Source organism: Trinickia camelliae (genome assembly GCF_053525655.1).
The window spans coordinates 96,562-119,448 of the sequence record NZ_JBCHAA010000007.1 but is presented as its reverse complement, the minus strand read 5'-3'; the positions used below and the strand labels follow the sequence as shown (position 1 = coordinate 119,448).

Genomic DNA, 22,887 nt, shown 5'->3' with positions numbered 1-22,887 from the left:
CGCCTTGTCAGGATCCAACATGAAGCTTTATTACTCGCCGGGAGCGTGCTCGCTTGCGTCACATATCGTCGCACGCGAAGCCGGTATCGCAATTGAACTCGAGAAGGTGGACTTTTCGTCGAAGCGCACGCAAGGCGAAATCGACTTTCTCACGATCAATCCAAAGGGAAACGTGCCCGTGCTCGAACTGGACGACGGGAGTTTTCTGACGGAAGGTCCTGCCATCATGCAGTACCTCGCGGACTTGAAGCCAGAACGCGATCTCGTTCCTCGTAATGGGACGATGGCACGGTACCGTCTGCAGGAATGGCTTGGTTTCATCAACTCTGATTTGCACACCGGTTACGCCCCGCTCTTCAATCCCGCGACGCCCGAACCGATCCGCAGCGCAAAGCAAGCAGTGCTCTTCAAATATTACGCAATACTGGAGCGAACCCTGACGCCCAAGCCGTGGTTGCTGGGAGAGCAATTCTCGGTAGCCGACGCTTATCTCTTCACAGTCACAAATTGGGCAAGGCACGTTGGCCTGGATTTATCGAGGCTACCCGCTATCACTGCGTTCCAGCAACGCGCGGCGAGTCGCCCGCAAGTCCGGGAATCACTGTTGGCGGAAGGTTTGCTGCGGGGCTGAGCGGCACTAGGGAGGTAGATATGATCGAGCCTATCGACAGCCTGGAGATTTCGGTCATCGTCGACAATGTTACCGATAGCCTTTCATCCAATCCAAAGTATGTGGAAACAGAGATTGCCGGAGCCTGGCGACGCGGGATGAAACGGCTTGGCGGGCAATGTCTTTGTTGCGCCGCTCACGGCTTGTCTTGCCTGATTACAGCCCGAATTGGCGACACGTCGCACTCGCTTCTGTTCGATACGGGACCTGACGAGTGGGTATTCGAACGTAACATCGTCAAGCTCGGCCTCGACCTCGGCAAGGTCGGCGCGATGGTGCTTTCACATGGACACTGGGATCATGCCGCAGCGATGCCACGGGCACTGCAGATGATGACGTTGGCAAACGACGGAAAGCCTGTCCCAACCTATATGCATCCGGACATGTTCGCTTCGCGAGCGGTCAAGAATCCACTAGGCCGCATGATGCCGATGGAGGATATTCCAAGCCAGCAGGTGCTTACCGGCAACGGTGCGGAACTCGTTATTACGAGAGTCGAACAGTCGGTTCTGTCGAAATCGTTCTACGTCAGCGGAGAAATTCCGCGCGTGACAAGCTTCGAGCGAGGCATGCCTGGTCAGCACAGGCTGGGTCCTGACGGCGAATGGGAGTTGGACGAACTCCTCGTAGATGAACGATATGTCGCCGTGCATATCGCCAACAAGGGTTTGTTTGTTTTTACAGCCTGTTCGCACGCCGGTCTCATCAACGTATTGACTCATGCACGCAATCGCTTCCCTGACGTCCCGATCTACGGGGTACTAGGCGGCTTCCATTTGTCAGGTGCAACAGAGAGCATCATTCCGGACACTGTCGAAGCGCTAGAGCAGTTCGATCTTAGTCTGATCGCTCCTGCGCATTGCACCGGTTGGCAAGCCATGGGCGCACTGGCAACACGGTTCAAGGAACGAGTCGTAGTGTCGGCGGTCGGGAAGCGTTTCAGTCTTTGACTAGAGCGCGTACTGGGTTGCTGCGCCGCCGGTTTCCACGCTTTACCGTGCCGACGCGCTGATCTGATACCCGTAGCGGCTCACCGTCTCGATGCGGACTTCGGGGAGGTGCTGCCCCAGCTTGCGGCGCAGCCGCGAGACGACGAGATTGACGCTCGACGGATCGACATCCTCCGTCTCCGGCCACGCGTAGCGGATCAACTGATCGCGCGGCACCGGCGCGTTGAACTGGCGCATCAGGCATTCGAGCAGCAAGTATTCGCGCCGCGTCACCGAAAGCCGCCGGCCGCCGTCGACGAGCTCTCGCGTCAACGCATCGAGCTGCAACTCAGGCGCTCCAGGCTGGTCCTGCACGGCACGCGCCTGCGCAGTGCGATGCAGCGCCTGCATCCGCTCATGCAACTCGATGAACGAGTAAGGCTGACAAAAGCAAGCGTCCGCGCCCGCACGCAGCACACGCGTGCGCTCCTGCGCGGCCGCGGGACCCAGCACGACGACGATCGCCGCGCCCCCCGCTGACGCCGACAACTCAGGCAGCACCCCAAGCAGCGCGCCGTAGGCGGCGGGCTCGAGTGTCATCGCGACGATCGCGTCGAACGGCTCTTGTCCCGCGAGGAAGATGCCGTCGCGCATGTCATCGGCACGTTGCAGGCTGTGCGCGCTTTCCTGCAGCGCCTTGAAGAGCCACGCGGATTCGGGATGCGGGGGAGCAATGAATAGAACGCGCATTCAATGGCACCAGCTGTCTGACATGCTTTACCTACTCTATCAAGCGAGCGTGCGCGACCAGCACTCGATGGTCACGCGAGTGCCGGGCCTCGCATCGTCGATACGCATCGTGAAGTCGTGCACGCGAATCACGGCCGATACGATGCTCAAGCCCAGGCCCGAACCCTTTAGATGGCGCGTGCGCTCGCCGCGATAAAAGCGCTGCAGCACGGCTTCGCGCTCGTCCGGCGGAATGCCCGCACCGTTATCGACGACGTCGACGCGCGGTCCCGCGTGCGTTTGCCTAAGCTCCATGGTGACGGTGCCGCCGTCCGGCGTGAACTTGATCGCGTTGTCGATCAAGTTGCTGAACATCTCGAAGAGCAGCGCGCGGTCGCCGTGAATCGATTCGGTGGGCTCCGCGTGCACCGCAAATTGAATCCCGCGATTCTCCGCCAGCGGCTCATACAGTTCGCCGACTTCGCGCACGAGCGAATCAAGCTCGACTTCGCCGAAGCCGCCGCGCCGCTGCAGCGTGCCGATCTCGGAGATGCGCAGCATCGCGCGAAAGCGATCGAGCAGCGCATCGGTTTCGGTGCGCGCACGCTCGACGAGCAGGTCGATCGATTCGTCATCGAGCCGATCGGTGCGCTCCGCAATGCGCGCGAGCAGCGTGCGCACGTGAGCGAGCGGCGTGCGCAAATCGTGCGCGATGCCGTCGCACGCGCCCTTCACTTCGTTCATGAGCCGCTCGACTTCCTCGAGCATGTGATTGACAAGGTGGGCGAGCATGTCGAGCTCGTCGCGCCCGCCCACCGGCAGCCGCTGCCCGAGATCGCCTTGCGCGATGCGCTGCGTGACGCGGCGTATCTCCTTCGCGCGCTGCATCTGCCGCAGGCTCAGCGCCAGGCCGCCCGCGACGCCCGCCGCCAAGCACAGCAGCCCGCCCGCGATCAGCGCGTTGATGATGGTTTCGCGAATCCGCAGGATATGCGTGAGGTCGCGCGCGATGACGAGCGTGTTGCCGTCCTTGCGCTTTTGCGCCATCGCACGCACGACGGGCGCTTCGACGTTGCCTTCGATCGGCAGCGTATTGCTCAGCGTCACGCCTTTGCGGGTCGCCGGCACGCCGGCCGGCAGCGCCACGACATCGCCCGCGAGATGCGAGCCGTCTGGCGCAAACAGGCCATAGTAGTTCGTATGCATGTGCTCGTGTTCGAGCCGGCGGTGAATCGCATCGCTGAGCTGATTGTCGGTCAGCGAGTCGAAGTAAATGAGCTGCCACTCCATCACGACGTCGGTCTCGCGCTCCATGTCGCCCGTCACCGTCCAGCCGATGAAACCGAGCAGCAGCATGACCGAAAACGAAAAGATGACCGCGTAGACGGACAGGAGCCGGAAGGTGGTCGAATGCCAGCGGCCGCCCAGCTCGGCGGGCGGTGTTGTTGTCGTGATATCGGTCAAGGCGCCGCGCTCACGCGAGGATATAGCCTGAGCCGCGCACCGTCTGGATCATCTGGGTCACGCCCGGCGGATCGATTTTCTTGCGCAGCCTGCCCATATGGACATCGATGAGATTCGTGCCCGGGTCGAAGTGATAGCCCCATACCGCTTCGAACAGCATCGTGCGCGTGATGGTCTGCCCCGCGTGACGCATCATGAATTCGAGCACGCGATATTCGGTGGGCAGGAGCGCGATTTCTTCGCCGTCGCGCTGGACTTTACGCGAGATCAGGTCGAGTTCGAGCGGCCCGACGCGCAGCGTGGTTTCGGATTGTGCAGTGGGGGCCTGGCGGCGGCGCAAGAGCACTTCGAGCCGCGCGGTCATTTCCTCGGGATCGAACGGCTTGGTCAGGTAATCGTCGCCGCCGGCGCGCAGGCCGCGCACGCGTTCGTCGACGTCGCCAAGCGCACTCAACATCAATACGGGGGTTTGGATGCCGATGCTGCGCATCGTGGTGAGTATCGTCAGACCATCGACGCCGGGCAGCATGCGATCAAGCGTGATGACGTCGTATTCGTCGCTCATTGCGCGCGCCATGCCGTCGCGGCCGTTCGCAACCCAGTCGACAGTGAAGCCACGACTTTTCAATTCGCCGACGATATCGTTCGCGGTGATTTCGTCGTCTTCAATCGTGAGGACTCTCGACATGATCAGGTCGAGCGCCCCGGCATGCGGATTTACCGGGCGCAACAGGTTATCAGCAGGGGGACATGATGCCATATTTGGCTCGAGCGATCAGCGTGTGGCCGGGCGGTTCAAAGGGGTAGTCGGCGCATGACGTGCATTGCCTCAATGCAGACTACGCGCCTATTGCTAAACGCCGAATATCCGCTTCATTAAAGATTTTTTAATTTTCGCGGCAGCATGTGTGCTGTGCCCTATTCCCCAAGTCTTCGATGAAACATCCTTCATTTGCATGACAGCGTTCCGGAGGGGCTGCTCGCTTATCGTGAGCTTGCCGCCGGATGCCGCGTCCACCGGCGGATCGAATCCGGCAAGACGCGACGAGAAGGATGGAGCACGAACATGAGATCGACCCCGACTGCGATCGCGCTTTTGGCGCTGTCGCTCGCCAGCGCTTCCGCCATGGCGGCGCCGCTTACGCCGCACGAATGCAACAGTTACCCTTTCAAGCCCCTTTCCGGTGAAGTCACGCACGCGCAGCTGATACAGGAGCTTGGCGAGCTGGAGTCGGTCGGGTACGACCCGACTGCGGAAGATCCCGATTACCCCACGAACCTCAATCGTGCGCAGCGGGCGCTGCAAGCCAAATATCAGAGGGATTGCGCGCACGCCGCCGTCAGCACGTCGACTACAGCGCGTGCGTCAACGCCGGCTCCTGCCGGCTGACGACGCCTTCGCGCGCGTGCCGAATCGCTTCGACAAGCGTCGCGTAATCGCCGATATGGTTCGCCAGCAGCAGGATCAACTGCGCGTTGGCCGACTGGCTCGCGGCATCGTCGAGATCGCGATGCATGTCGAGCAGCGCCTCGTAGAAGTCGTCGGGGCGCGTCAGATTGGGTTGTGTGTTCAGTGGCATGGTTGTCTCCTGTGATCGGACTTGGCGCTTCAGCGCTTAGGCAACGCCTCGCACGCCCAGCGCGCGCTTCAACGCCGCTTCGAGATCGCCTGCCTCCGCGCGCCGCCAACGCGCGCAGACGTGCTGATCGGGACGTATCAGATAGAGCGTGCCAGGGCGCGCGTCATAGCGTTGCGCCGCAATGCCTTCCGTATCTTCGAGCAGCGTGACATCGGCAAACGCCGCGCCTGCCTGGTGGTAGGCGTCGAGCGGTCCGGCGCTAACGACGATTCGCTTCACCGGCAGCGCCGAATCACGCAACGCACTCAGAACAGCAACGCTCGCGGCGTCGACACCCTCCGCCCCGCTAAACACCAGCGCGGTGAACTCGCCGCCCAGTTGCGAGAGCAACCAGTCGTCCTTGCCGCCGCATCGCATGGGCGCATCGACGCACGCCGCGCCCGGCACCATCTGCCCATCGAAGCGATCGCGATCGGGCGAATTGAGCGTCGATTCGCTGAGTACCGCCGGCACCGACAAACGCCCTGTATTCACCAGTTGCCGCGCAAACGGATGCTGTTTTGCGAGCTTGAGCACGGCGTCGCGAAACACGCGCGAGACCGGCGTTTTCGGTGTGATGAAATCGGTGGAGCGCGACGAGTTGCGGATGTTCTCGTCGGCCGCATATTCGCGCTCGCTCCCATAGGTGTCGAGCAAAGCGTCCGGCGCACGGCCGGCGAGCACCATTTCGAGCTTCCACGCGAGATTTTCCGCGTCCTGAATGCCGCTATTCGCGCCGCGCGCGCCGAACGGCGAGACGCCATGCGCGGAATCGCCGGCGAACAGCACGTTGCCGTGGCGAAAGCTTTCCATGCGCACACAAGCAAAGGTATAAACGCTCGCCCACTCCAGCTCGAATTCGGCATCGGGACCGAGCAGCGCCCGCACGCGTGGAATGATCCGCTCAGGCGTTTTTTCGAGCACCGGATCGGCGTCCCAGCCGAGCTGGAAATCGATGCGCCAGACGTTGTCGGGCTGGCGATGCAGCAGCACCGATTGATTCGGATGAAACGGCGGATCGAACCAGAACCAGCGTTCGCTCGGGAAGTCCGCTTTCATTTTCACGTCGGCGATCAGGAAGCGGTCTTTGAAAATCCGTCCCTTGCTGTCGAGCCCGAGCATGCTGCGCAACGGGCTTCTCGAACCGTCCGCCGCCACGACGTAGCGGCCGCGCAAATCGTATGAACCATCGGGCGTATCGATCGTGAGCGTCACCAACGCGCCGCCGTCGCCCTCTTCCTGGCGAATGCCCGTGACCTTGCTCTTCCAGCGGATCTCCAGATTCGGCAGCTCCTGCGCGCGTTCGACGAGAAAGCCCTCGACGTAGTACTGCTGCAAGTTGATGAACGCTGGGCGGCGATGCCCGCTCTCGGGGAGCAAGTCGAACGTATACACATGCTCGTCCTGCACGAACACCTTGCCGACGTGCCAGCGCACTCCCTTCTCGACCATGCGCTCGCCGCAGCCGAGCCGGTCGAAGATGTCGAGCGAGCGCTTCGAAAAGCAGATCGCGCGCGAACCTGTGGACAGCGTGCAATCGTCGTCGACGAGCACCACCGGCACGCCGCGCTGCGCCACGTCGATGGCGGCGGCGAGGCCCACGGGCCCGGCCCCGACCACGATCACCGGATGCAGCGGCGCCTCCTTGCCTTCCTGCTCCACACTGCGGCCGTATTCGAACGACACGGTCTGGTAGTTGATGCTCATGCCTTGTCTCCGTCCAACGTCTCTAGCTTTTGTCCGCACTACGCCCTACGCTTGCCGCACTCAGTCCTGCAACGCCGACCACATATCCTTGTCCCGCTCGGCGGTCCAGATGCGCGGATGCGTGATGCCGCTCGCTTCGTCAAATGCGCGCGACACGTCGAACGGCAGGCAATGCTCGTAGATGAAGACGTGGCCGAACTTCGGGTCCATCGCTTCGCGCGTGAGCGCCATCGCGGCCTTCAGGTCGAGCTTGCGCTCGACCGCCTTGCGGCCTTGCGCGAGCAGCGTCGTGACGAAATCCTTCGTGTAGTCGAGGCCTTGGTTTACTTCGGCTGGATTCAAGAGCGCGGGGCCGCGACCCGGGACGAGCTTGTCGGCGTTGAGCGCGCGCAGCGCTTCGAGCGTGGCGGGCCATTGCTCGAGCTGCGCGTCGCCGCAGTAGCACGCGGCGTCGTATTCGACGAGGTCGCCCGAGAACAGCACCTTCTGCGACGGCAGCCACACCACCGTATCGCCCTTCGTGTGGCCCGAGCCCAGATGCGCGATCTTCACTTCGAGCTTGCCGAGCCACAGCGTGATTTCCTTTTCGAACACGAGCGTGGGCCACGTGAGGCCCGGCACCGTTTCGACGCCCGCGAAGAGGCGCGGGAAGCGCTCGATTTCCGACTTCATGTCGGCCTCGCCGCGCTCGACGATCATTTCGTACGTGCCGCGGCTCGCGATCACCTGCTGCGCGCCTTCGGCGAAATACGCCGACGCCCCGAGCACGCGCACCGCGTGGTAGTGCGAGAGCACGACATACTTGATCGGCTTGTCGGTGACGGTGCGGATCTTCGCGATCAGGTCTTGCGCCATCGCGGGCGTCGCGGTGGTGTCGACGATCAGCACGCCGTCATCGCCGATGATGACGCCCGAGTTCGGATCGCCCTCGGCCGTGTACGCATACGCGTTCTCCGAGAGCTGCGTGAACGTGACTTTTTTCGCTTCGAGATCGGCCTGAGATGCGAATGCCTTCGCCATGGTTGTCTCCGTCAAGAGGTTGGGCAGACGGCGGCGGGACACTCGGCACACTGAGGTGCGCGGGTTGTGGGAACGGCAGGTGTCTCGCCCCGTTTCTAAGTATGCGGCTGCTATGCCGGGGTGGAGTCAATCATGCGGGTGGCCGAATTATTTGTCAATAACAAATCGTGTTGCTATTTGCTAATATTGTGAGACGCGCGACGGCGGCAAGGCTGCGGCAGGGCCAGTTCCGTGAGCAGGGGCGATCGCAAGTCGATCGATTACACTCGCCGTTTTTCAACCAGGTGTTTAGCGTATGAAGAATTCGGCAGCGAGCGACGCCGGCAGCGAGCAGAAGGAGAAAGCGCAACGCGGCGTGCAAAGCGCCGAAGTCGGCGGCCGCCTGCTGCACGCACTCGCTCGCGCGCGCGAGCCGCTTGCGCTGACCGATCTCGCCGAAAGCGCCGAACTCTCGCCTGCCCAGGCGCATACCTATCTCGTCAGCCTCACCCGCCTCGGCCTCATCAAGCGCGACGAACTGTCGGGCCGCTACGAGCCGGGGCCGCTGTCGCTGCGCCTGGGCCTCCTGCATCTCGAACATCAGCCGGTCTATCGCGCCGCCATCCCGCATGCGGCGGCGCTCGCCGAAGCGATCGGCCATACGGTCGCGATCTGCATCGCGGGGCCGCAAGGCCCGACCATCGTGCGCTACGAGCGCTCGGGGTTTCCGCTGCACGTGAACTTGCACGTCGGCACGGTCATGTCGCTCACAAAAACGGCTACGGGACGCGTCTTCTGCGCGTTCCTTCCCGCCGAGCGCGTGCAAGCGATGTGGGCGACACAAACCAAGCAAGCGCTCGACGCGTTCGCCTCGGCCGAGGAGCAACGCGCCTTCGAAGCGACGCTCGGCGAGATCCGCCAGCGCGGCATCGACCGCGCGGTCGATACGCCGAGCCCCGGCGTCAGCAGCTTGAGCGTGCCCGTGCTCGACGCGAACGGCGAGCTTGGCGCCGCGCTGACCGTCATCGGCTCGTCGGGCGCGATCGACGTCGGCTTCGACGGCGCCATCGCCCGCGCCATGCGAGCGGCCAGCGATGCGATCGGCCGCGAACTCGCGTCCGCGTCCTGACGATGTTTCGACGCCTTGATCGACTGACCACGATTGACTGACCCAAGCGATGCCATCCACGCCCTCCTCAACCGCCACCTCGCGCAAGCGCGATGAATCCGCGTCCGGCGCGAAGCCGCAACGCGGCATCCATTCGCTCGACACGACCGGCGAATTGCTCGTCGCGCTCGTCGGTTCGGGCGAGCGGTTGTCGCTGCGCGATCTCTGCGCTGCCGCGAACATGCCGCCCGCGAAGGCGTTTCCGCATCTCGTGAGCTTGCTCAAGATCGGCTTGCTGAGCCGCGACGACAACGGCTGTTTCGAAGCCGGTCCGCTCGCATTGGAATTGGGTCTGATCGCGCTGCAGCGCCTGTCGCCGACGCGCGAAGCTGAACCCGAAATCATGGAGCTCGCGTCGGCCACGGCATTGAGCGTCGCGATGGCCGTGCTCGGGCCGCTCGGTCCGACAGTCGTGCGTCTCGAAGAGTCGTCGACGCCGCAGCATGTGAGCTTGCGGGTCGGTACGGTGATGTCGCTCGTCAACACCGCGATTGGCAGGACGTACGCGGCGCATTTGAGCGCGGACGTGCTCGCGCCGCTGTTGGCGCAGGATGGTCTGCGGCTGGCGGGCGCGGCGCCCGCGGAGATCTTCGAGGATGGCGCGGCAAAGAAGGGCGAACTGCTCGCGCCGCTACAGCTTCGCTTGGCGCAAATCCGCGCCGACGGCATCGACACCGCGTTGAGCAAGCCGGTGCCCGGCATCGACTCGCTCGCAGCCCCCGTGTTCGATCACACCGGCGACATTTGCCTGGTCATCGCGCTGATGGGCTCGGCGGGGAGTTTCGATTGCGATCCGCACGGCGAACCGGCGAATCGGCTGCGGGAGGCCGTGCAGCGATTGTCGCGGAGGCTGGGGCGGTGGCCGGACACGCGCATGCCCTAGCCTCCCTCGTTAGCCCCGCGCGACATCGCTTGATGGGAGAAACGTTCGTTGCAGCGTTACTGAGCGAGCTTCAAGGCATTGACAACGAGCTTGTCGGCGCCGCCTCCAACCGCCCAATAGACGTTCCCGTCGCTCGCGGCCAGGAAGTCATCCGTGCGATGGAATTGAAAACCCGCCGGCATCGCGGTGGCCGGAATCAAGACGTTTCCGTTGACATCGATCACCGCATACTTCGGTACGGCATTCGCTGTGGTCGTCGCCGTGCTGCTCACTTCACGCCATGCCACCAGGAATTTGTCCTTGCCAAGGGCGGCCAGCTTGGGATCCACAGCGAGCGTGTCCTTACCCAGCTTCGTCAAGTAGACGAACTTGATTTTCGAAACGTCGTTGGCGTTCGAGTCCTGTGCTTTCGCAATCGCCGGGAAGTCGGAGAGACTCACCAGCGCAACGGCCACGTTCAGCTCATTGGCGGAGTTGTCGCTCGTGCTGTTCGAAACGTATTTGGATACGAAGCTGAGCGCGACCGTGTTCCCTTCCTGAACGTCGAGCCCGCCGAGAATGGTGTAGGTCGAATTGGCGCCCAGCGATCCCGGAATAGCAAAGACATTGATCCTCGAGCCCGTGCGCCCGTCGTACGCGAAGACCGATCGCGGGTAGGCGTCGCCGAGTCCGGCAAAAACAAATCCACTGCCGGACTTCGTGCGATCGACGCGCGCGGCACGCTGATCCAAGTCGTGGCTAGCCATCCAGCCGTCTGAGACATAGCCGGCCGTTTTATTGGGGACCAGCGATGGCGTGCTGCCGTCCTTGATATACCGGAGGAACCCGCCCTCATGGAAATTACCGCTCAGGTACGACTCGAGGCCGAGGATGTACGCAATATATTGACCGTCGTACACCATGCGCATGCTCGACATCTGCAAGGGGGACACGAGTGTACCCTCCGTGGAAACCGGCAAATCGACCTTTCCGTTTGACGGGTCCACCATCGCATCCTGAAACGCAATGGAACCATTGTTTTTCTTGACGACCAGTTGGCCCCCTCGGGTCTTGTAGTTCGAATCAGCAGGCGCGGTTTCCCACCGCTTTGAGTAGTCGGAATAGGAGAGGTAATAGTTGTTCGCGTCGACGACCTCGAAGCCAGCCAGAACGTCGCATGGCGTATCGGTCAACCCGTTCACCACCGGCCCCTTGCAAGCCTCGTCGCCCATGTATTTGTGAGGTCCCAATATGCCCGGCGCGACCGAATGCACATCAGTGGACGGATTCGCAAACGTCGAATCGACCTGCGTCACCTTGATCGACTGGTTGCTCGGATCGCTCCATGCAATTGCGTAACCCTTGCCGGGTACTTCGCGGAGCACCATCTCCGGCGCAGCCCCGTAACGGTAGAAGAAGTTATCGCCGGCTTTCGCCAGCGACGCCACATTCTGCTTGCTCCAGTCGTACGGAGCACCCGTTACGGCGATGGAGTACGACGCGCCGTTCAACGTCAGCCCCGGCGTCGTGTCCGATCCGGAATCGGGAGGTGTTGTGTCGGATCCTGAATCGGGGGGCGTCGTATTCGATCCTGAATCTGGCGGTGGCGTCTCGGAATCTGAAGACGATGAATCGGAGTTGGAGCCAGTGCCACCGGAATCGGACTTGGACGGCTCCTTTGCCGGCGGAGTGGTGTCGACGGAACCGCCGCCACAAGCTGCGAGGAAAATGGCAATAACCGCGACCGCGATCGAGCGCGGATAAACGAGAGGCTTCTTTTTCATTCGGGATCCAGGAACACAACGTCAATCGAGGCTCTCGCCGGAAACCCGCTCACGTCGTCATTCAGTGAGCGGATCGGCTTCAAGCCTTGCCGTGTGATGTCGTCCCTGCGCTTCGCCCGCGCTGCCCCTATCCGATTGAAATATCAACCCGCTGGATGATTGAAGTGAATGATCGATGCTTTGGAAAATCAGCTGGTCATCAGCCGACGCAATCGACCATCTCTGCTTGAAAAGCACAAGAATCGTTCACCGGCGTGAATTTGCTGCACCTGCCCAGCATTCACTATCGGACTATTCCCAAAACCAAACGTAGATTTGCCAGCCCTTATCGAACAAGCGATAAGGCGCTATTCGAGCAACCGGCTCAACCCCTCGAACAACACATCCCCGCCCACGACGCGCCCGCCCTGCGCGGTCTTGATGTGGACGGAAAGCGTGACGCACAGATTCGTCGAACTCGACGACATATACGGCTCGCTCACCATGACCGTTCCCGGGTGAGCCAGCGCATTCCTGAAGTAGGCTCGCTTCGACCAATTGGCGCCGGCCGGGCGCGACAGCAACGGAAACGTGACGCGCCGGCGCTTGCTGTGCGCCAGCGATTCAATGTTGTTGCCGACTTGCACGCCTTGCTCGTCGATCAGGAACAGGCGCATCGACCATTCGAGCGCCAGAAAATGCGCGGCGCTCTCATTCAGACTTTGCCCGTTGATAAACGCTTCGATCGTGGTGCGAAACGCGTGACGGTAGGGCGTCAGCTCCTCCATGTCGGCGACCTGCGGAATCTTCCGCGCGTCCATGAAGCGGCGCGCGAGCGGCTCCGTCACTGGCAGCGCGCTGTGTTTGCCGCCGGTGAGTATTTCGGGTCGGCCGAAGTAATAGCCCTGCACGAAATCGGCGTCGCAATCCATGCTCAAGAGCGCTTGCGATTCGGTCTCGATGCCCTCCACCACGACGAACGTGCCGATGTCGTGCAGCAATTCGATGAGCCGCAGCAGGCTGCGCGCCGTGCGATAACTGGTGACGGCCTTGCGGATCAGTTCGCCGTCGAGCTTCACGACATCGGGGCGCAAATCCCACACGCGGCCCAGGTTCGTGAGGCCGGCGCCGAAATCGTCGAGCGCGATCAGAAAGCCCGCAAGACGCAACCGCGCGACGGCATCCGCGAGCAAAGCCGCGGTGTCCTCGGGCGCTTCGAGAATCTCGATCACGATGCGCGACGGCGCAATCCCGCAGGCGAGGATGTCGTCGATCAGCCCTTGGCCGTGCACGGGGTGAACGAGCACGTCCGGATGCACGTTGAGGAACAGCACGCTATCGCTGTCGCCCATGCCAAGAAAACGGCCGACGTGGTTGCGCGCGCAGGCTCGCTCGAACTCGCCGCTCAAGGCGAGCCGGCGGGCGATGGCGAACGCGGCGACGGGCGAGCACGCCTCGCCGCGATGCGACGGTCGCAGCAACGCCTCGTAGCCCACGGGCGCTTGATGCGCGAGCGAAAAGATCGGCTGGAACGCGCTCTCTATGGTCGGCAGGCTGGGGTTTTGCGCATCGCTCATGAAAGCGTTTTTTAATGAAGTCGATAAAGTGCGGGGCGCAGTGGCAGCGCTGCTTGCCTAGTCGCAGCGCGCCCGTTCGTCTCACCTACGGGATAACGTCAAATCGATGCCTCAACTTGAAGGCTTGAAGGCTGCAAACTTAACCCGCCCTAATTTCTTGGGCAATATTTCATAAGTAAGCAAACCCTGAGTAAAAAATTGCGGGAAAGCCCTGAATCCATTCAACTTTTCGCCCGCCGCGCCGATATCTGAGATTGAGAACTGCGCACCGGTTTCGCACGCTTGCGAGCCGGGCCGGCACGGGGCCAGGCGGCGCAATGGTGGAACAGAACACTTCGATGGCAGATCATCATTCGATCGACGAACGCACCAATTTGACGAGTTCGAACAAGTTCGAACTGCTGCTGTTTCGCCTTGGCACGGTTGGCGACGGCGACGAACACGAGCTCTACGGCATCAACGTCTTCAAGGTCCGCGAGATCATGACGATGCCGGCCGTCACGCCGATCGCCGGCGCCTCGGATCACTTGATCGGCGCGGTCGATATCCGCGGCCAGATCATTCCCGTCATCGACCTGCCGAAGCTCTTGGGCTGCAACCCGACGCGCGGCCTCAACATCCTGCTCGTCACCGAGTTCGCGCGCACGACGCAAGGGTTCGCGGTCGAGGAAGTCGACGATATCGTGCGGCTCGAATGGAACCAGGTGCTCGCCGCCGAAGGCGCGGCGACGGGCGGCAACTCGGTGACCAGCATTGCGCGCATCGACGGCAACACCGGCGACTCGCGCCTCGCGCAAGTGGTCGACGTCGAGCAAGTGCTGCGCGACGTGTTCCCGGCGCAGCATCCGAGCGTCGAAGCGAAGGACGTCGGCACGTCGATCCGCATGCGGCCCGGCACGAAGATTCTCGCCGCCGACGATTCCGGATTCGCGCGCAAGCTGATCGAGCAGAGCCTGACCGCGATCGGCGCGGATCACCTGATGGCGAAGACCGGGCAGGAAGCCTGGGACATGCTCGACAAGATCGCCCGCGACGCGCAGGCCGAGGGCCTGCGCGCCCGCGACAAGGTCGCGCTCGTGCTGACGGACCTCGAAATGCCCGAGATGGACGGCTTCATGCTGACCCGCCTCATCAAGGGCGACGAGCGCACACGCGATATCCCGGTCGTCATTCATTCGTCGCTGACGGGCGCGGCGAACGAAGCGCACGTGAAGAACGCCGGCGCAACCGGCTATGTGGCGAAATTCGCGGCAGGCGATCTGGCTACCGCCATCCGGCAGGCACTGGTTTCCTGACCTGATTTTTTCTCTGTCACGCGGCATCGCTTCCATTTCGGGGGCATGCCGCGTTTTTTTATTGGCTTGACCGGAGCGCCGGGCGCGCCGGCAAAACACCAAATAGATATAGCCATCGGTCCTTCACTCGTTCTGCGCCAAGCGAGCGGCAGACTTCTGCGATATCGCGGCCGGCACGCCTATTGACACGAATCAGCGAACAACGGCGCCCAACTGCCCGCAACCCAACTGCATCTTGCTCAGTTCAGGTAGCATCTAGGCCTCTTGAAGCACTAAAGCCGAGCCATGAGCACACTCTCCCCCCAGAAACTGCACGCATCGATACGCAGGGAAGCATCCTGGGGCCTTCGTGCATTCAAGCAATTCGGCGCGGACCGCTGCGCCGCGATGGCGGCCAGCATCGCGTTCTACTCCGCGTTCTCGCTCGCGCCGATGCTCGTGATGGTGATCGCCGTGGCAGGCTGGTTCTTCGGCGACGAGGCCGCGCGCGGGCAGATCTTCAGCCACGTCCACGGGCTGCTCGGCAACGAGGCCGCCGCCGGCGTGCAGACCATCGTCCAGAACGCGCATCGCAGCGGCAGCGCGGGCGGCATCGCCGCGATGATTTCGTTTGCACTGCTTGCCGTCGGCGCGTCGGCGACGTTCTCATCGCTGAACACCGCGCTCAGCATCATCTGGCCCGCGACCGGCTCACGCACGTCGACGGTCGTTGCGCTCGTCAAAGTGCGGCTCATTTCGTTCGGGCTCGTGCTCGGCGTCGCGTTCCTGCTGATCGTCTCGCTAGTGCTCGATACGGCCATCACGTTCGTCGGCCAATGGCTGTGGGGCAACACGCCATACATCGTGATCGGCAACGTGCTGCAGTTCGCCGTCGGCTTGCTGGTGCTCGCCACCGCGTTCGCCGCGCTGCTCAAGTTCCTGCCCGATGCGCCGGTTGCCTGGCGTGACGCGTTCACGGGCGGCATCGTCGCCGCCGTGCTGTTCTCCGTCGGCAAGAAACTCTTTGCGCTGTACCTCGCCCATGCGGGCATGGCGAACTCATTCGGCGCTGCGGGGTCGCTCGCGGTGCTGTTGATGTGGCTGTACTTCTCGGCGGCGGTGCTGCTGCTCGGTGCGGAGTTCGCCTCGGCCCGCGGTCACTTGCACGATCCGCGCGGCGCCTGGGGGCTGCAGGACAACGACACGCCCACGGGCAGCCGCGCGATGCTGGCGTCGGCGCTTGCCGCTTCGACTGTTTCTGCCGGCGCGCCTCGGGCCGCGGGAACACCGGTGTCCGGCGCGGCGAGCGGTGCGGTGACGTCGGTTGGATCGGGCGATGCGCGCGATGGCGACACTGCCGTGTCCGCAGCCGATGCCGCGCCGCCCACCTTGGCGCGGACTAACGCGGCCCGACGGAACGCCGCCCGACTGAACATGGCCAAACAGGCGCTGGAATTGGGACGCAAGGTGGCGCGCGCCGAACGCCAGGCCACGCGCGCCACTGCGGCGACGCTGCTGGAAGCCGAGCGCCACGCCGCCGCGGCGGACCGCTACGTACGCAAGCACCCGTGGCGGGCGGTGATGTTGGCTGCCGGAGCGGCGCTGTTTCTCACGTCGGTTGTCGGGCGCGGCAACGGCGAGACTTCACGCAACGAGCGTTGACGCTAACCGACGACGGCCGCCCGAGGCGCGTCGAACACACTGCGCCTATTCTGTCTAGCGCTCAGGGCTTACCGGACTTTGCGATGCAAACGCCGTTTTACGTGCACGCGCTCCCAAATTAATCACATGAATTTATTATTCGGTGCACGTTTCTTACAAATAGATTAATAAACGCCCCAAAAAGGTGGCGAAATGCATCGTTAAAGCGAACACATCTCGACCGCCACAACTCAATATTTCGATTGCGGCAACAATTCTTTATCTGCCTTATATATCAGCGACTTGAACGCATGTTTCATTTTCGAGACAGTCGTTTTTTTCCAGTTCTAAGCGGTCACATCATTGCGCTATTCTCCCCTCCGCAACAAAGAAACTATTCATTCGCGTGGAGAAATGATGAAAAAAATCGCACTGTCTACCCTCTCGCTAGCCATGCTCGGCGCCGCTGGCGCAGCGCACGCTCAAAGCAGCGTCACGCTGTACGGCACGATCGATACGTCGCTGACTTATGTTCATAACGCAGCGCAGAACTCGCAAGGCCAGAGCCAGAACCTTTGGGCGCTCGGCAACGCCAGCGGCGGCGACCTGTCCGGCACGCGTTGGGGTTTGAAGGGCACGGAAGACCTGGGCGGTGGCCTGAAGGCGATTTTCCAATTGGAAAACGGCTTTGACCCGAGCACCGGCAAGCTGCTCCAAGGCAGCCGGGAGTTCGGCCGTCAAGCGTTCGTCGGCCTCGACAGCGACAAGTTCGGCACGCTCACGCTGGGCCGTCAGTACGACCCGCTCGTCGACATGGTCCAAGGCATCACGGGCGACAACTACTTCGGCAGCCCGTTCGCGACCGTCGGCGACGTCGACAACTACGACAACAGCTCGCGCACGAACAACGCGATCAAGTACGTGTCGCCGACGTACGCCGGCCTGCAAGTGGAAGGCATGTACGCGCTGGGCGGCGTAGCCGGCCAGACCGGCTCGGGTCAGACCTGGTCGCTCGCTGCGGCGTATAACAATGGTCCGATCTCCGTGGCAGCCGGCTATTTCGTCGCTGACAACAACGACGGCCCGCGCAAGTCGGATGCCGCCGGCGACGGTTGGAGCAGCGGCGCGACGTCGGGCGGCACGTTCGACGGTTCGCTGGTCAACCTGGGCTACCAGTCGGCCAAGTCGATCAACATCGCCCGCGTGGCAGCGCAATACGTGGCGGGTCCGTTCACGTTCGGCGCCGCCTACAGCAACTCGCAGTACAAGAACGACGGCTACTCGGTGTTCGCCTCGACCGAGAAGTTCAACACCGGACAAGGCTTCCTGAACTACCAAGCCAACGCTGCGCTGCTGCTGGGCCTCGGCTACAGCTACACGAAGTCGCGCGGCGACACGAGCGCGGCCTACCACCAGGTTTCGCTGGGCGCGGATTACAGCCTGTCGAAGCGCACCGACGTGTATCTGGTTGGCGCTTACCAGCACGCGAGCGGCAGTACGCTTAACGCGTCCGGTACGCAAACCGTCAACGCAGTCGCTTCGATCGGTTCGTACGGCTACGATGGCGGCACCAACACGCAAGAGCTGGTCGCCCTTGGCCTGCGTCACAAGTTCTAATTGGACTTGATCGACAGCTAAAGCTTCACGCTGTTAAAAAGCCCGTCCCGGCTCACGCCGGTGACGGGCTTTTTTTCGCTGTGGACCGCTCTCGCCTATCCTGCGCTCAGCGCTGTGGCTTGGCCTTATCGTCCTGCGCAAGCGTCTGTGCAGGCACGGACTTGTGACCCGTTTCCGTTCCGCCCAACGGCGAGCGGTGCAGTACGGGCGCGCGCTCGGGCCGCTGCAGTGGCACTTCGGCCCCATCCTGCCAATTCGGATCGGGAATCTCGGCAAACACCTGACGCAGCCGCTCACCCCAAGTCCGGTGAATCAAGTCGAAATAAGCGTTGTCCTGATCGATCGAGGCGAAACGCGTGACGCGCAGCGCATCCGTCTCGTAGACCAGCAGATCGAGCGGCAAGCCCACCGACAAATTCGAGCGCAGCGTCGAATCCATCGACACCAGCGCGCATTTCGCCGCTTCGCCGAGCGGTGTGGCCGGCGTCAGCACGCGATCGATGATCGGCTTGCCGTACTTGGACTCGCCGATCTGGAAATACGGACTCACGCTCGACGATTCGATGAAGTTGCCCGCCGAATAGATCATGAACAGACGCGGACGATTTTGCGCGCGGCCATTGTTGCCCTCGGCATTCGCGCCTTGGCCGTTCGCCGCGCCGGCGATCTGCCCGCCGAGAATGAAGCTGCAATTGAAGTCGACGCCGAATTCCTGCAACGCGCGCGCTTCGCGCTGATGCACGTCGCGCACCGCCTGACCGACGACACGTGCCGCATCGGGCATCGTCGGCGCGGTCCACAGTGAAGGCCGCTCGGGATTCGTCGGCTCGGACAGCTCGTGCAGCACGGACTGGGTCAGCGCGAGATTGCCTGCACCCAACAGAACCAGCACGCGTTCGCCGGGCTGCTCGAACACCGTCATCTTGCGCGCGGTGCTGATGTGATCGACACCGGCGTTGGTCCGCGTGTCGGACAAGAAGACGAGCCCATCGTTGACGGACATCGCCACACAGTAAGTCATGGATTTTTCTCGTAATCGGAAGCCAACCAAACGCCGCTATTGTAAACCGCGGGCGATGCGGGATAGATATCCGGGCGTGGTTTGGGCCACTTTTTGAGCGCTCATTGGCCTCTTTTGCTGGGTTTTGTGCGGTTTCGGCGGGGCAAGAGTCGCTTTCGAACCACAGTCGACCCCCACCCGGCGCCGCGCCGCCCTACTGGGATGCCTCTGCGACGCTCACCGAGACCTCGAGGCTCTCCTTACGCCCGCCGATCCGCGTGCCGCGCACCGGCGCCGCGGCGCTGTAGTCGCGCGCGACGGCCAGCCGGCAATAGCGCTCGCTCGCAAACGCCGCGTGCGTCACGTCGATCGAAACCCAGCCCTCGCTCGCGAGCCAGACGTCGGCCCACGCGTGGCTCGCGCCATGCGGCGCATCGCCGGCTTCGAGGTAGCCGCTTACATAGCGCGCCGGCACGCCGCGCGCTCGGCAGCAAGCGAGCAACAGATGCGCGTGATCCTGGCAGACGCCTTTGCCCAGAGCGAGCGCATCGGCGGCGGTGCTCGTCACTTCCGTCACGCCCGGCTGATACTGCACACGCTGCACGATTTCGTCCGCGAGCGAGATGAGATCGCGCGGCGCTTCAAGCGCCGGCACGCGCGCCGCCAGCTCGCGCACGGCATCATTGGCTTCGGTCAGCGGCGTCGCGCACGTAAAGTGCTCGAGCGGGATTGGCCCGGGCCCATCGGGCAAGCGGCCGTCGACGAGCGCCGTCGTCTCCACTTCGCCCTCCACGCGCACGCGAATCTCGCTGTGCGGTTTCGTGAGGACGACGGTATGGAGCACGTTGCCGTACGCGTCGCGCGTCGCGTGGAGCTTGCCGGGGGCATCGACGGTCCAGCGCCGCACGAGCTGCGCGCCGCCGCTTCCCGGCGTCAGGCGCAATTGCTGGATCGAGTAGTGGACCGGGGATTCGTAGCCATAGACGGTCTGGTGGCGGATCGTCAGATACATGGAGGGACCCTCTTGAGTCAAGCAACCGGCAACATCAGATACGTGCGTGCGATGAGCTGCCCAAGCTCGAACACGCGCGCGAGAAACTGCGTCAGATAAGCATGGAGGCCCGCCTCGAAGATCTGGCGGATATCCGCATAGAGCAACTCGGCCCGCAATTTGCCGGCGAACCGCTCGCACTCGTTCGATCCCGGCGTGCGCAGCATCGTCAGATTCGTGCAGACGCCCTCGAGCGACGCGAGCAGCGAACGCGGCATCTGCGGATTGAGGATCATCAGCTCGACGACGCGCGAAGGCGACACCACGTCGCGATACACCTTGCGATAAATTTCGAGCGCCGACACCGAACTCAGGATCGACGTCCAGTAGTAAAAGTCTTCGAGCTGACGCGCTGCGTCACGCGAGTTCGGTTCGGCATCGGCGAAGCGCACGTCGAGAATGCGCGCGGTGTTGTCCGCGCGTTCGAGAAACGTGCCGAGCCGCGAAAAGAAGAACGCATCGTCCTGCAACGCGGTGCCGATCATCACACCGCGCGACAAGTGCGAACGGAACTTCACCCACTCGAACAGCGCGCCGGGATTCGCGGCGAGCTGGCCTTGCGCGGTGCGCTCGTTGAACTCGAGCCAGGTATCGTTGATGGTCTCCCACCATTCGGTTGTGAGCGTGCCGCGCACAGCACGCGCGTTCTCGCGCGCGGCCTGCAGGCACGAATGAATGCTCGACGGATTCGAAGGATCGGCAACCATGAACTCGATGACGCTCTCTCGCGTCGGCTCGCCGTGCTTTTCGGCGAACGCGCCTTCGAGCTCGGAAATACGCAGCATCGCCCGCTGCCCGCGCGTCTCGTGCTCGGCGCTTTGCGGCAACAGCATCGCCTTGAGGTTGATATCGAGCATCCGCGCGGTGTTTTCCGCGCGTTCCATATAGCGAGCCATCCAGAAAAGATGATCGGCAGTACGACTTAGCATGGCGCGCCCTCCTTCGCCGGTTTGCTTTCTTCAATCCAGGTGTCTTTCGTCCCGCCTCCTTGCGAAGAATTGACGACGAGCGAGCCTTCCTGCAACGCCACCCGCGTCAGTCCACCCGAGGCCATCTTGACGGTCTTGCCGGACAGCACGAACGGGCGCAGGTCGATATGGCGCGGCGCGATGCCGGATTCGACGAACGTCGGGCACGCGGAAAGCGCCAGCGTGGGTTGCGCGATGTAGCCATGAGGCCGCGCGACGAGCCGCTCGCGAAACGCTTCGATTTCGGCTCGCGTCGAAGCGGGCCCGACGAGCATGCCGTAGCCGCCCGCGCCGTGCACCTCCTTGACGACGAGCTCGGGCAAATGCGCGAGCACGTAGGCGAGATCGTCGGGCTTGCGGCATTGATAGGTAGGCACGTTATTCAGGATCGGCTTCTCGCCGAGATAGAACTCGATCATGTCGGGCACGTACGGGTAGATCGATTTGTCGTCGGCGATGCCGGTGCCCATCGCGTTGGCGAGCGCGACGCGTCCCGCGCGATACGACGTGAGGAGCCCCGGCACGCCGAGCGCCGAATCGGTGCGAAACGCGAGCGGATCGAGGAAGTCGTCGTCGACGCGGCGGTAGATCACGTCGACGCGCTTCGGCCCCTGCGTCGTGCGCATGAACACGTAGTTGTCGTCGACGAAGAGATCCTTGCCCTCGACGAGCTCGACGCCCATTTGCTGCGCGAGGAACGTGTGCTCGAAGTAGGCCGAGTTGTACATGCCCGGCGTGAGCACGACGACGACCGGATCATCGACGCCCTCGGGCGCGACCGAACGCAGCGTATCGAGCAGCAGATCCGGATAGTGAGCCACCGGCGCGATGCGGTTCTGCACGAAGAGTTCGGGAAAGAGCCGCATCATCATCTTGCGGTTCTCGAGCATGTACGACACGCCCGACGGCACCCGCAAGTTGTCTTCCAGTACGTAGAACTCGCCTGCTTCGCCGGCGCGGACCACGTCGATGCCGGCAATGTGCGCGTAGACATCGAGCGGCACCTTCACGCCCTGCATCTCAGGACGATATTGCGCATTGGTATAGACCTGATCGGCCGGCACAATGCCCGCGCGCACGATGTTGGCTTCGTGATAGACGTCGCGGATGAAGAGGTTCAGTGCGCGCACCCGCTGGTGCAGGCCGGCTTCCAGCGTGTGCCATTCGCTGCGCGGAATGATGCGGGGAATGAGATCGAAGGGGATGAGTCTTTCAGTGCCGGACAGGTCGCCGTTGACCGCGAACGTGATGCCGACCCGCCTGAACAGCAGATCGGCTTCGGCGCGCTTGCGGGCGATGGCGTCCGCACTCTGTTGCCCGAGCCAGTGGTCGAACCGGGCGTAATGCGGCCTCACCGTTTGGTCTATGCCGCGCATTTCGTCGAAGCATCGCATCTCTTGCACCCCCGCACGTGTTGGTTCCTCGAACTGCGCCAACACGAATGCTCAAGCCGGTGCAGCCGATTTTGTGATTCGGGATTAATCCCGCTGCGATGGAACACGGTAACACGATCGACATCTCATTAATACGAAATCCTTATCAATTTAATTCCGTGCGATTTCGATTTTGAAGATTCACCCAACACAAATCGAACGCCCGTTATTTAAGACAAGCGCCTGATTTTCAGATCATTCTGAAAACAAATCGCGTGGTCTGATTTTTCCGTCACAAAAGATTCACGTCGAATTAGCAAATCATGCACTGTAAATGATTGAAACCCATTCGAAAGCAACATGCCTCCAAGCCTTAACACGCGCATGGTCCAATGCCGCGCAATTCCGTAAAACAACCACCGCATTACCAAGCCCCCCGTTCAAGTCCGCTCGAGAGGACAGACAAGCGCTCAGGA

The 22,887-nt window shown here is 62.5% G+C and carries 20 protein-coding genes; 8 read left to right on the top strand and 12 right to left on the bottom strand.

From position 1 onward, the window contains the following. The first annotated feature begins 19 nt into the window (after positions 1-19). Positions 20-631, top strand: a complete 612-nt coding sequence (gene gstA / locus AAHK20_RS13920; RefSeq protein ID WP_449182043.1) for a glutathione transferase GstA — start codon at positions 20-22, stop codon at positions 629-631. A 20-nt stretch (positions 632-651) separates the two neighbouring features. After that, positions 652-1,620 carry an MBL fold metallo-hydrolase gene (locus tag AAHK20_RS13915; protein ID WP_449182042.1) on the top strand — a complete coding sequence of 323 codons (969 nt, stop codon included), beginning with the start codon at positions 652-654 and terminating at the stop codon, positions 1,618-1,620. Positions 1,621-1,662: 42 nt separating this feature from the next. Here the strand turns inward: AAHK20_RS13915 and AAHK20_RS13910 are convergent, their stop codons facing one another. Genes AAHK20_RS13910 through AAHK20_RS13900 form a run of 3 tightly spaced genes read right to left on the bottom strand, consistent with a single transcriptional unit; the run spans position 1,663 to position 4,480 of the window. Then, on the bottom strand, positions 1,663-2,349 hold the full coding sequence (locus AAHK20_RS13910) for a response regulator transcription factor (RefSeq protein ID WP_449182041.1): 687 nt from the start codon (positions 2,347-2,349) through the stop codon (positions 1,663-1,665). Between the two features lie 39 nt (positions 2,350-2,388). Then, on the bottom strand, positions 2,389-3,792 hold the full coding sequence (locus AAHK20_RS13905; RefSeq protein WP_449182040.1) for a sensor histidine kinase: 1,404 nt from the start codon (positions 3,790-3,792) through the stop codon (positions 2,389-2,391). Between the two features lie 10 nt (positions 3,793-3,802). Next, positions 3,803-4,480, bottom strand: coding sequence for a response regulator transcription factor (locus tag AAHK20_RS13900; protein ID WP_449182039.1), 678 nt, complete (start codon positions 4,478-4,480; stop codon positions 3,803-3,805). A 378-nt stretch (positions 4,481-4,858) separates the two neighbouring features. Here AAHK20_RS13900 and AAHK20_RS13895 point away from each other — a divergent pair, with 378 nt between their 5' ends. Beyond that, the gene (locus AAHK20_RS13895) at positions 4,859-5,182 is read left to right on the top strand and encodes a DUF4148 domain-containing protein (protein ID WP_449182038.1); all 324 of its coding nucleotides are present in this window, start codon (positions 4,859-4,861) and stop codon (positions 5,180-5,182) included. On the opposite strand, the gene AAHK20_RS13890 is transcribed toward AAHK20_RS13895, so the two are convergent. Genes AAHK20_RS13890 through AAHK20_RS13880 form a run of 3 tightly spaced genes read right to left on the bottom strand, consistent with a single transcriptional unit; the run spans position 5,145 to position 8,138 of the window. Continuing rightward, positions 5,145-5,372: a DUF2783 domain-containing protein gene (locus tag AAHK20_RS13890; protein ID WP_449182037.1), complete on the bottom strand. Its 228-nt coding sequence runs from the start codon at positions 5,370-5,372 to the stop codon at positions 5,145-5,147. The genes AAHK20_RS13895 and AAHK20_RS13890 overlap by 38 nt on opposite strands. 36 nt (positions 5,373-5,408) lie before the next feature. Further along, positions 5,409-7,118 carry an FAD-dependent oxidoreductase gene (locus tag AAHK20_RS13885; protein WP_449182036.1) on the bottom strand — a complete coding sequence of 570 codons (1,710 nt, stop codon included), beginning with the start codon at positions 7,116-7,118 and terminating at the stop codon, positions 5,409-5,411. Between the two features lie 60 nt (positions 7,119-7,178). Then, entirely contained in the window at positions 7,179-8,138 is a 960-nt protein-coding gene (locus AAHK20_RS13880; RefSeq protein WP_449182035.1) for an MBL fold metallo-hydrolase, read from the bottom strand. A gap of 295 nt (positions 8,139-8,433) precedes the next feature. On the opposite strand from AAHK20_RS13880, the gene AAHK20_RS13875 reads away from it, so the two are divergent. Both AAHK20_RS13875 and AAHK20_RS13870 read left to right on the top strand, forming a co-directional pair. Continuing rightward, positions 8,434-9,246 (top strand): IclR family transcriptional regulator, encoded by an 813-nt coding sequence (locus AAHK20_RS13875; protein ID WP_449182034.1) that lies wholly within the window; start codon positions 8,434-8,436, stop codon positions 9,244-9,246. 49 nt (positions 9,247-9,295) lie between these two features. Then, on the top strand, positions 9,296-10,168 hold the full coding sequence (locus AAHK20_RS13870; protein ID WP_449182033.1) for an IclR family transcriptional regulator: 873 nt from the start codon (positions 9,296-9,298) through the stop codon (positions 10,166-10,168). Positions 10,169-10,224: 56 nt separating this feature from the next. Here AAHK20_RS13870 and AAHK20_RS13865 read toward each other — a convergent pair whose 3' ends face one another. Beyond that, positions 10,225-11,931, bottom strand: coding sequence for a hypothetical protein (locus tag AAHK20_RS13865; RefSeq protein WP_449182032.1), 1,707 nt, complete (start codon positions 11,929-11,931; stop codon positions 10,225-10,227). Between the two features lie 347 nt (positions 11,932-12,278). Then, positions 12,279-13,487 carry a sensor domain-containing phosphodiesterase gene (locus AAHK20_RS13860; protein WP_449182031.1) on the bottom strand — a complete coding sequence of 403 codons (1,209 nt, stop codon included), beginning with the start codon at positions 13,485-13,487 and terminating at the stop codon, positions 12,279-12,281. Between the two features lie 338 nt (positions 13,488-13,825). Between AAHK20_RS13860 and AAHK20_RS13855 the strand changes: the two genes are divergently transcribed. The 3 genes from AAHK20_RS13855 (at position 13,826) to AAHK20_RS13845 (ending at position 18,019) form a co-directional block, all read left to right on the top strand. Beyond that, positions 13,826-14,782, top strand: coding sequence for a chemotaxis protein CheV (locus AAHK20_RS13855; protein WP_449182030.1), 957 nt, complete (start codon positions 13,826-13,828; stop codon positions 14,780-14,782). 285 nt (positions 14,783-15,067) lie between these two features. Beyond that, the gene (locus tag AAHK20_RS13850; RefSeq protein ID WP_449182029.1) at positions 15,068-16,423 is read left to right on the top strand and encodes a YhjD/YihY/BrkB family envelope integrity protein; all 1,356 of its coding nucleotides are present in this window, start codon (positions 15,068-15,070) and stop codon (positions 16,421-16,423) included. Between the two features lie 396 nt (positions 16,424-16,819). Beyond that, the gene (locus tag AAHK20_RS13845; protein WP_449182028.1) at positions 16,820-18,019 is read left to right on the top strand and encodes a porin; all 1,200 of its coding nucleotides are present in this window, start codon (positions 16,820-16,822) and stop codon (positions 18,017-18,019) included. Between the two features lie 106 nt (positions 18,020-18,125). Here AAHK20_RS13845 and AAHK20_RS13840 read toward each other — a convergent pair whose 3' ends face one another. From AAHK20_RS13840 to AAHK20_RS13825, 4 genes are all read right to left on the bottom strand, one after another. Further along, on the bottom strand, positions 18,126-19,040 hold the full coding sequence (locus tag AAHK20_RS13840) for a proteasome-type protease (RefSeq protein WP_449182027.1): 915 nt from the start codon (positions 19,038-19,040) through the stop codon (positions 18,126-18,128). 193 nt (positions 19,041-19,233) lie between these two features. Then, positions 19,234-20,031: a transglutaminase family protein gene (locus AAHK20_RS13835; protein WP_449182026.1), complete on the bottom strand. Its 798-nt coding sequence runs from the start codon at positions 20,029-20,031 to the stop codon at positions 19,234-19,236. A gap of 17 nt (positions 20,032-20,048) precedes the next feature. Continuing rightward, the gene (locus AAHK20_RS13830) at positions 20,049-20,999 is read right to left on the bottom strand and encodes an alpha-E domain-containing protein (protein WP_449182025.1); all 951 of its coding nucleotides are present in this window, start codon (positions 20,997-20,999) and stop codon (positions 20,049-20,051) included. After that, a complete protein-coding gene (locus AAHK20_RS13825; protein ID WP_449182024.1) occupies positions 20,993-22,432 on the bottom strand; it encodes a circularly permuted type 2 ATP-grasp protein in 1,440 nt (479 codons plus the stop codon). The genes AAHK20_RS13830 and AAHK20_RS13825 overlap by 7 nt, the downstream gene beginning before the upstream one ends. Positions 22,433-22,887: the final 455 nt, after the last annotated feature.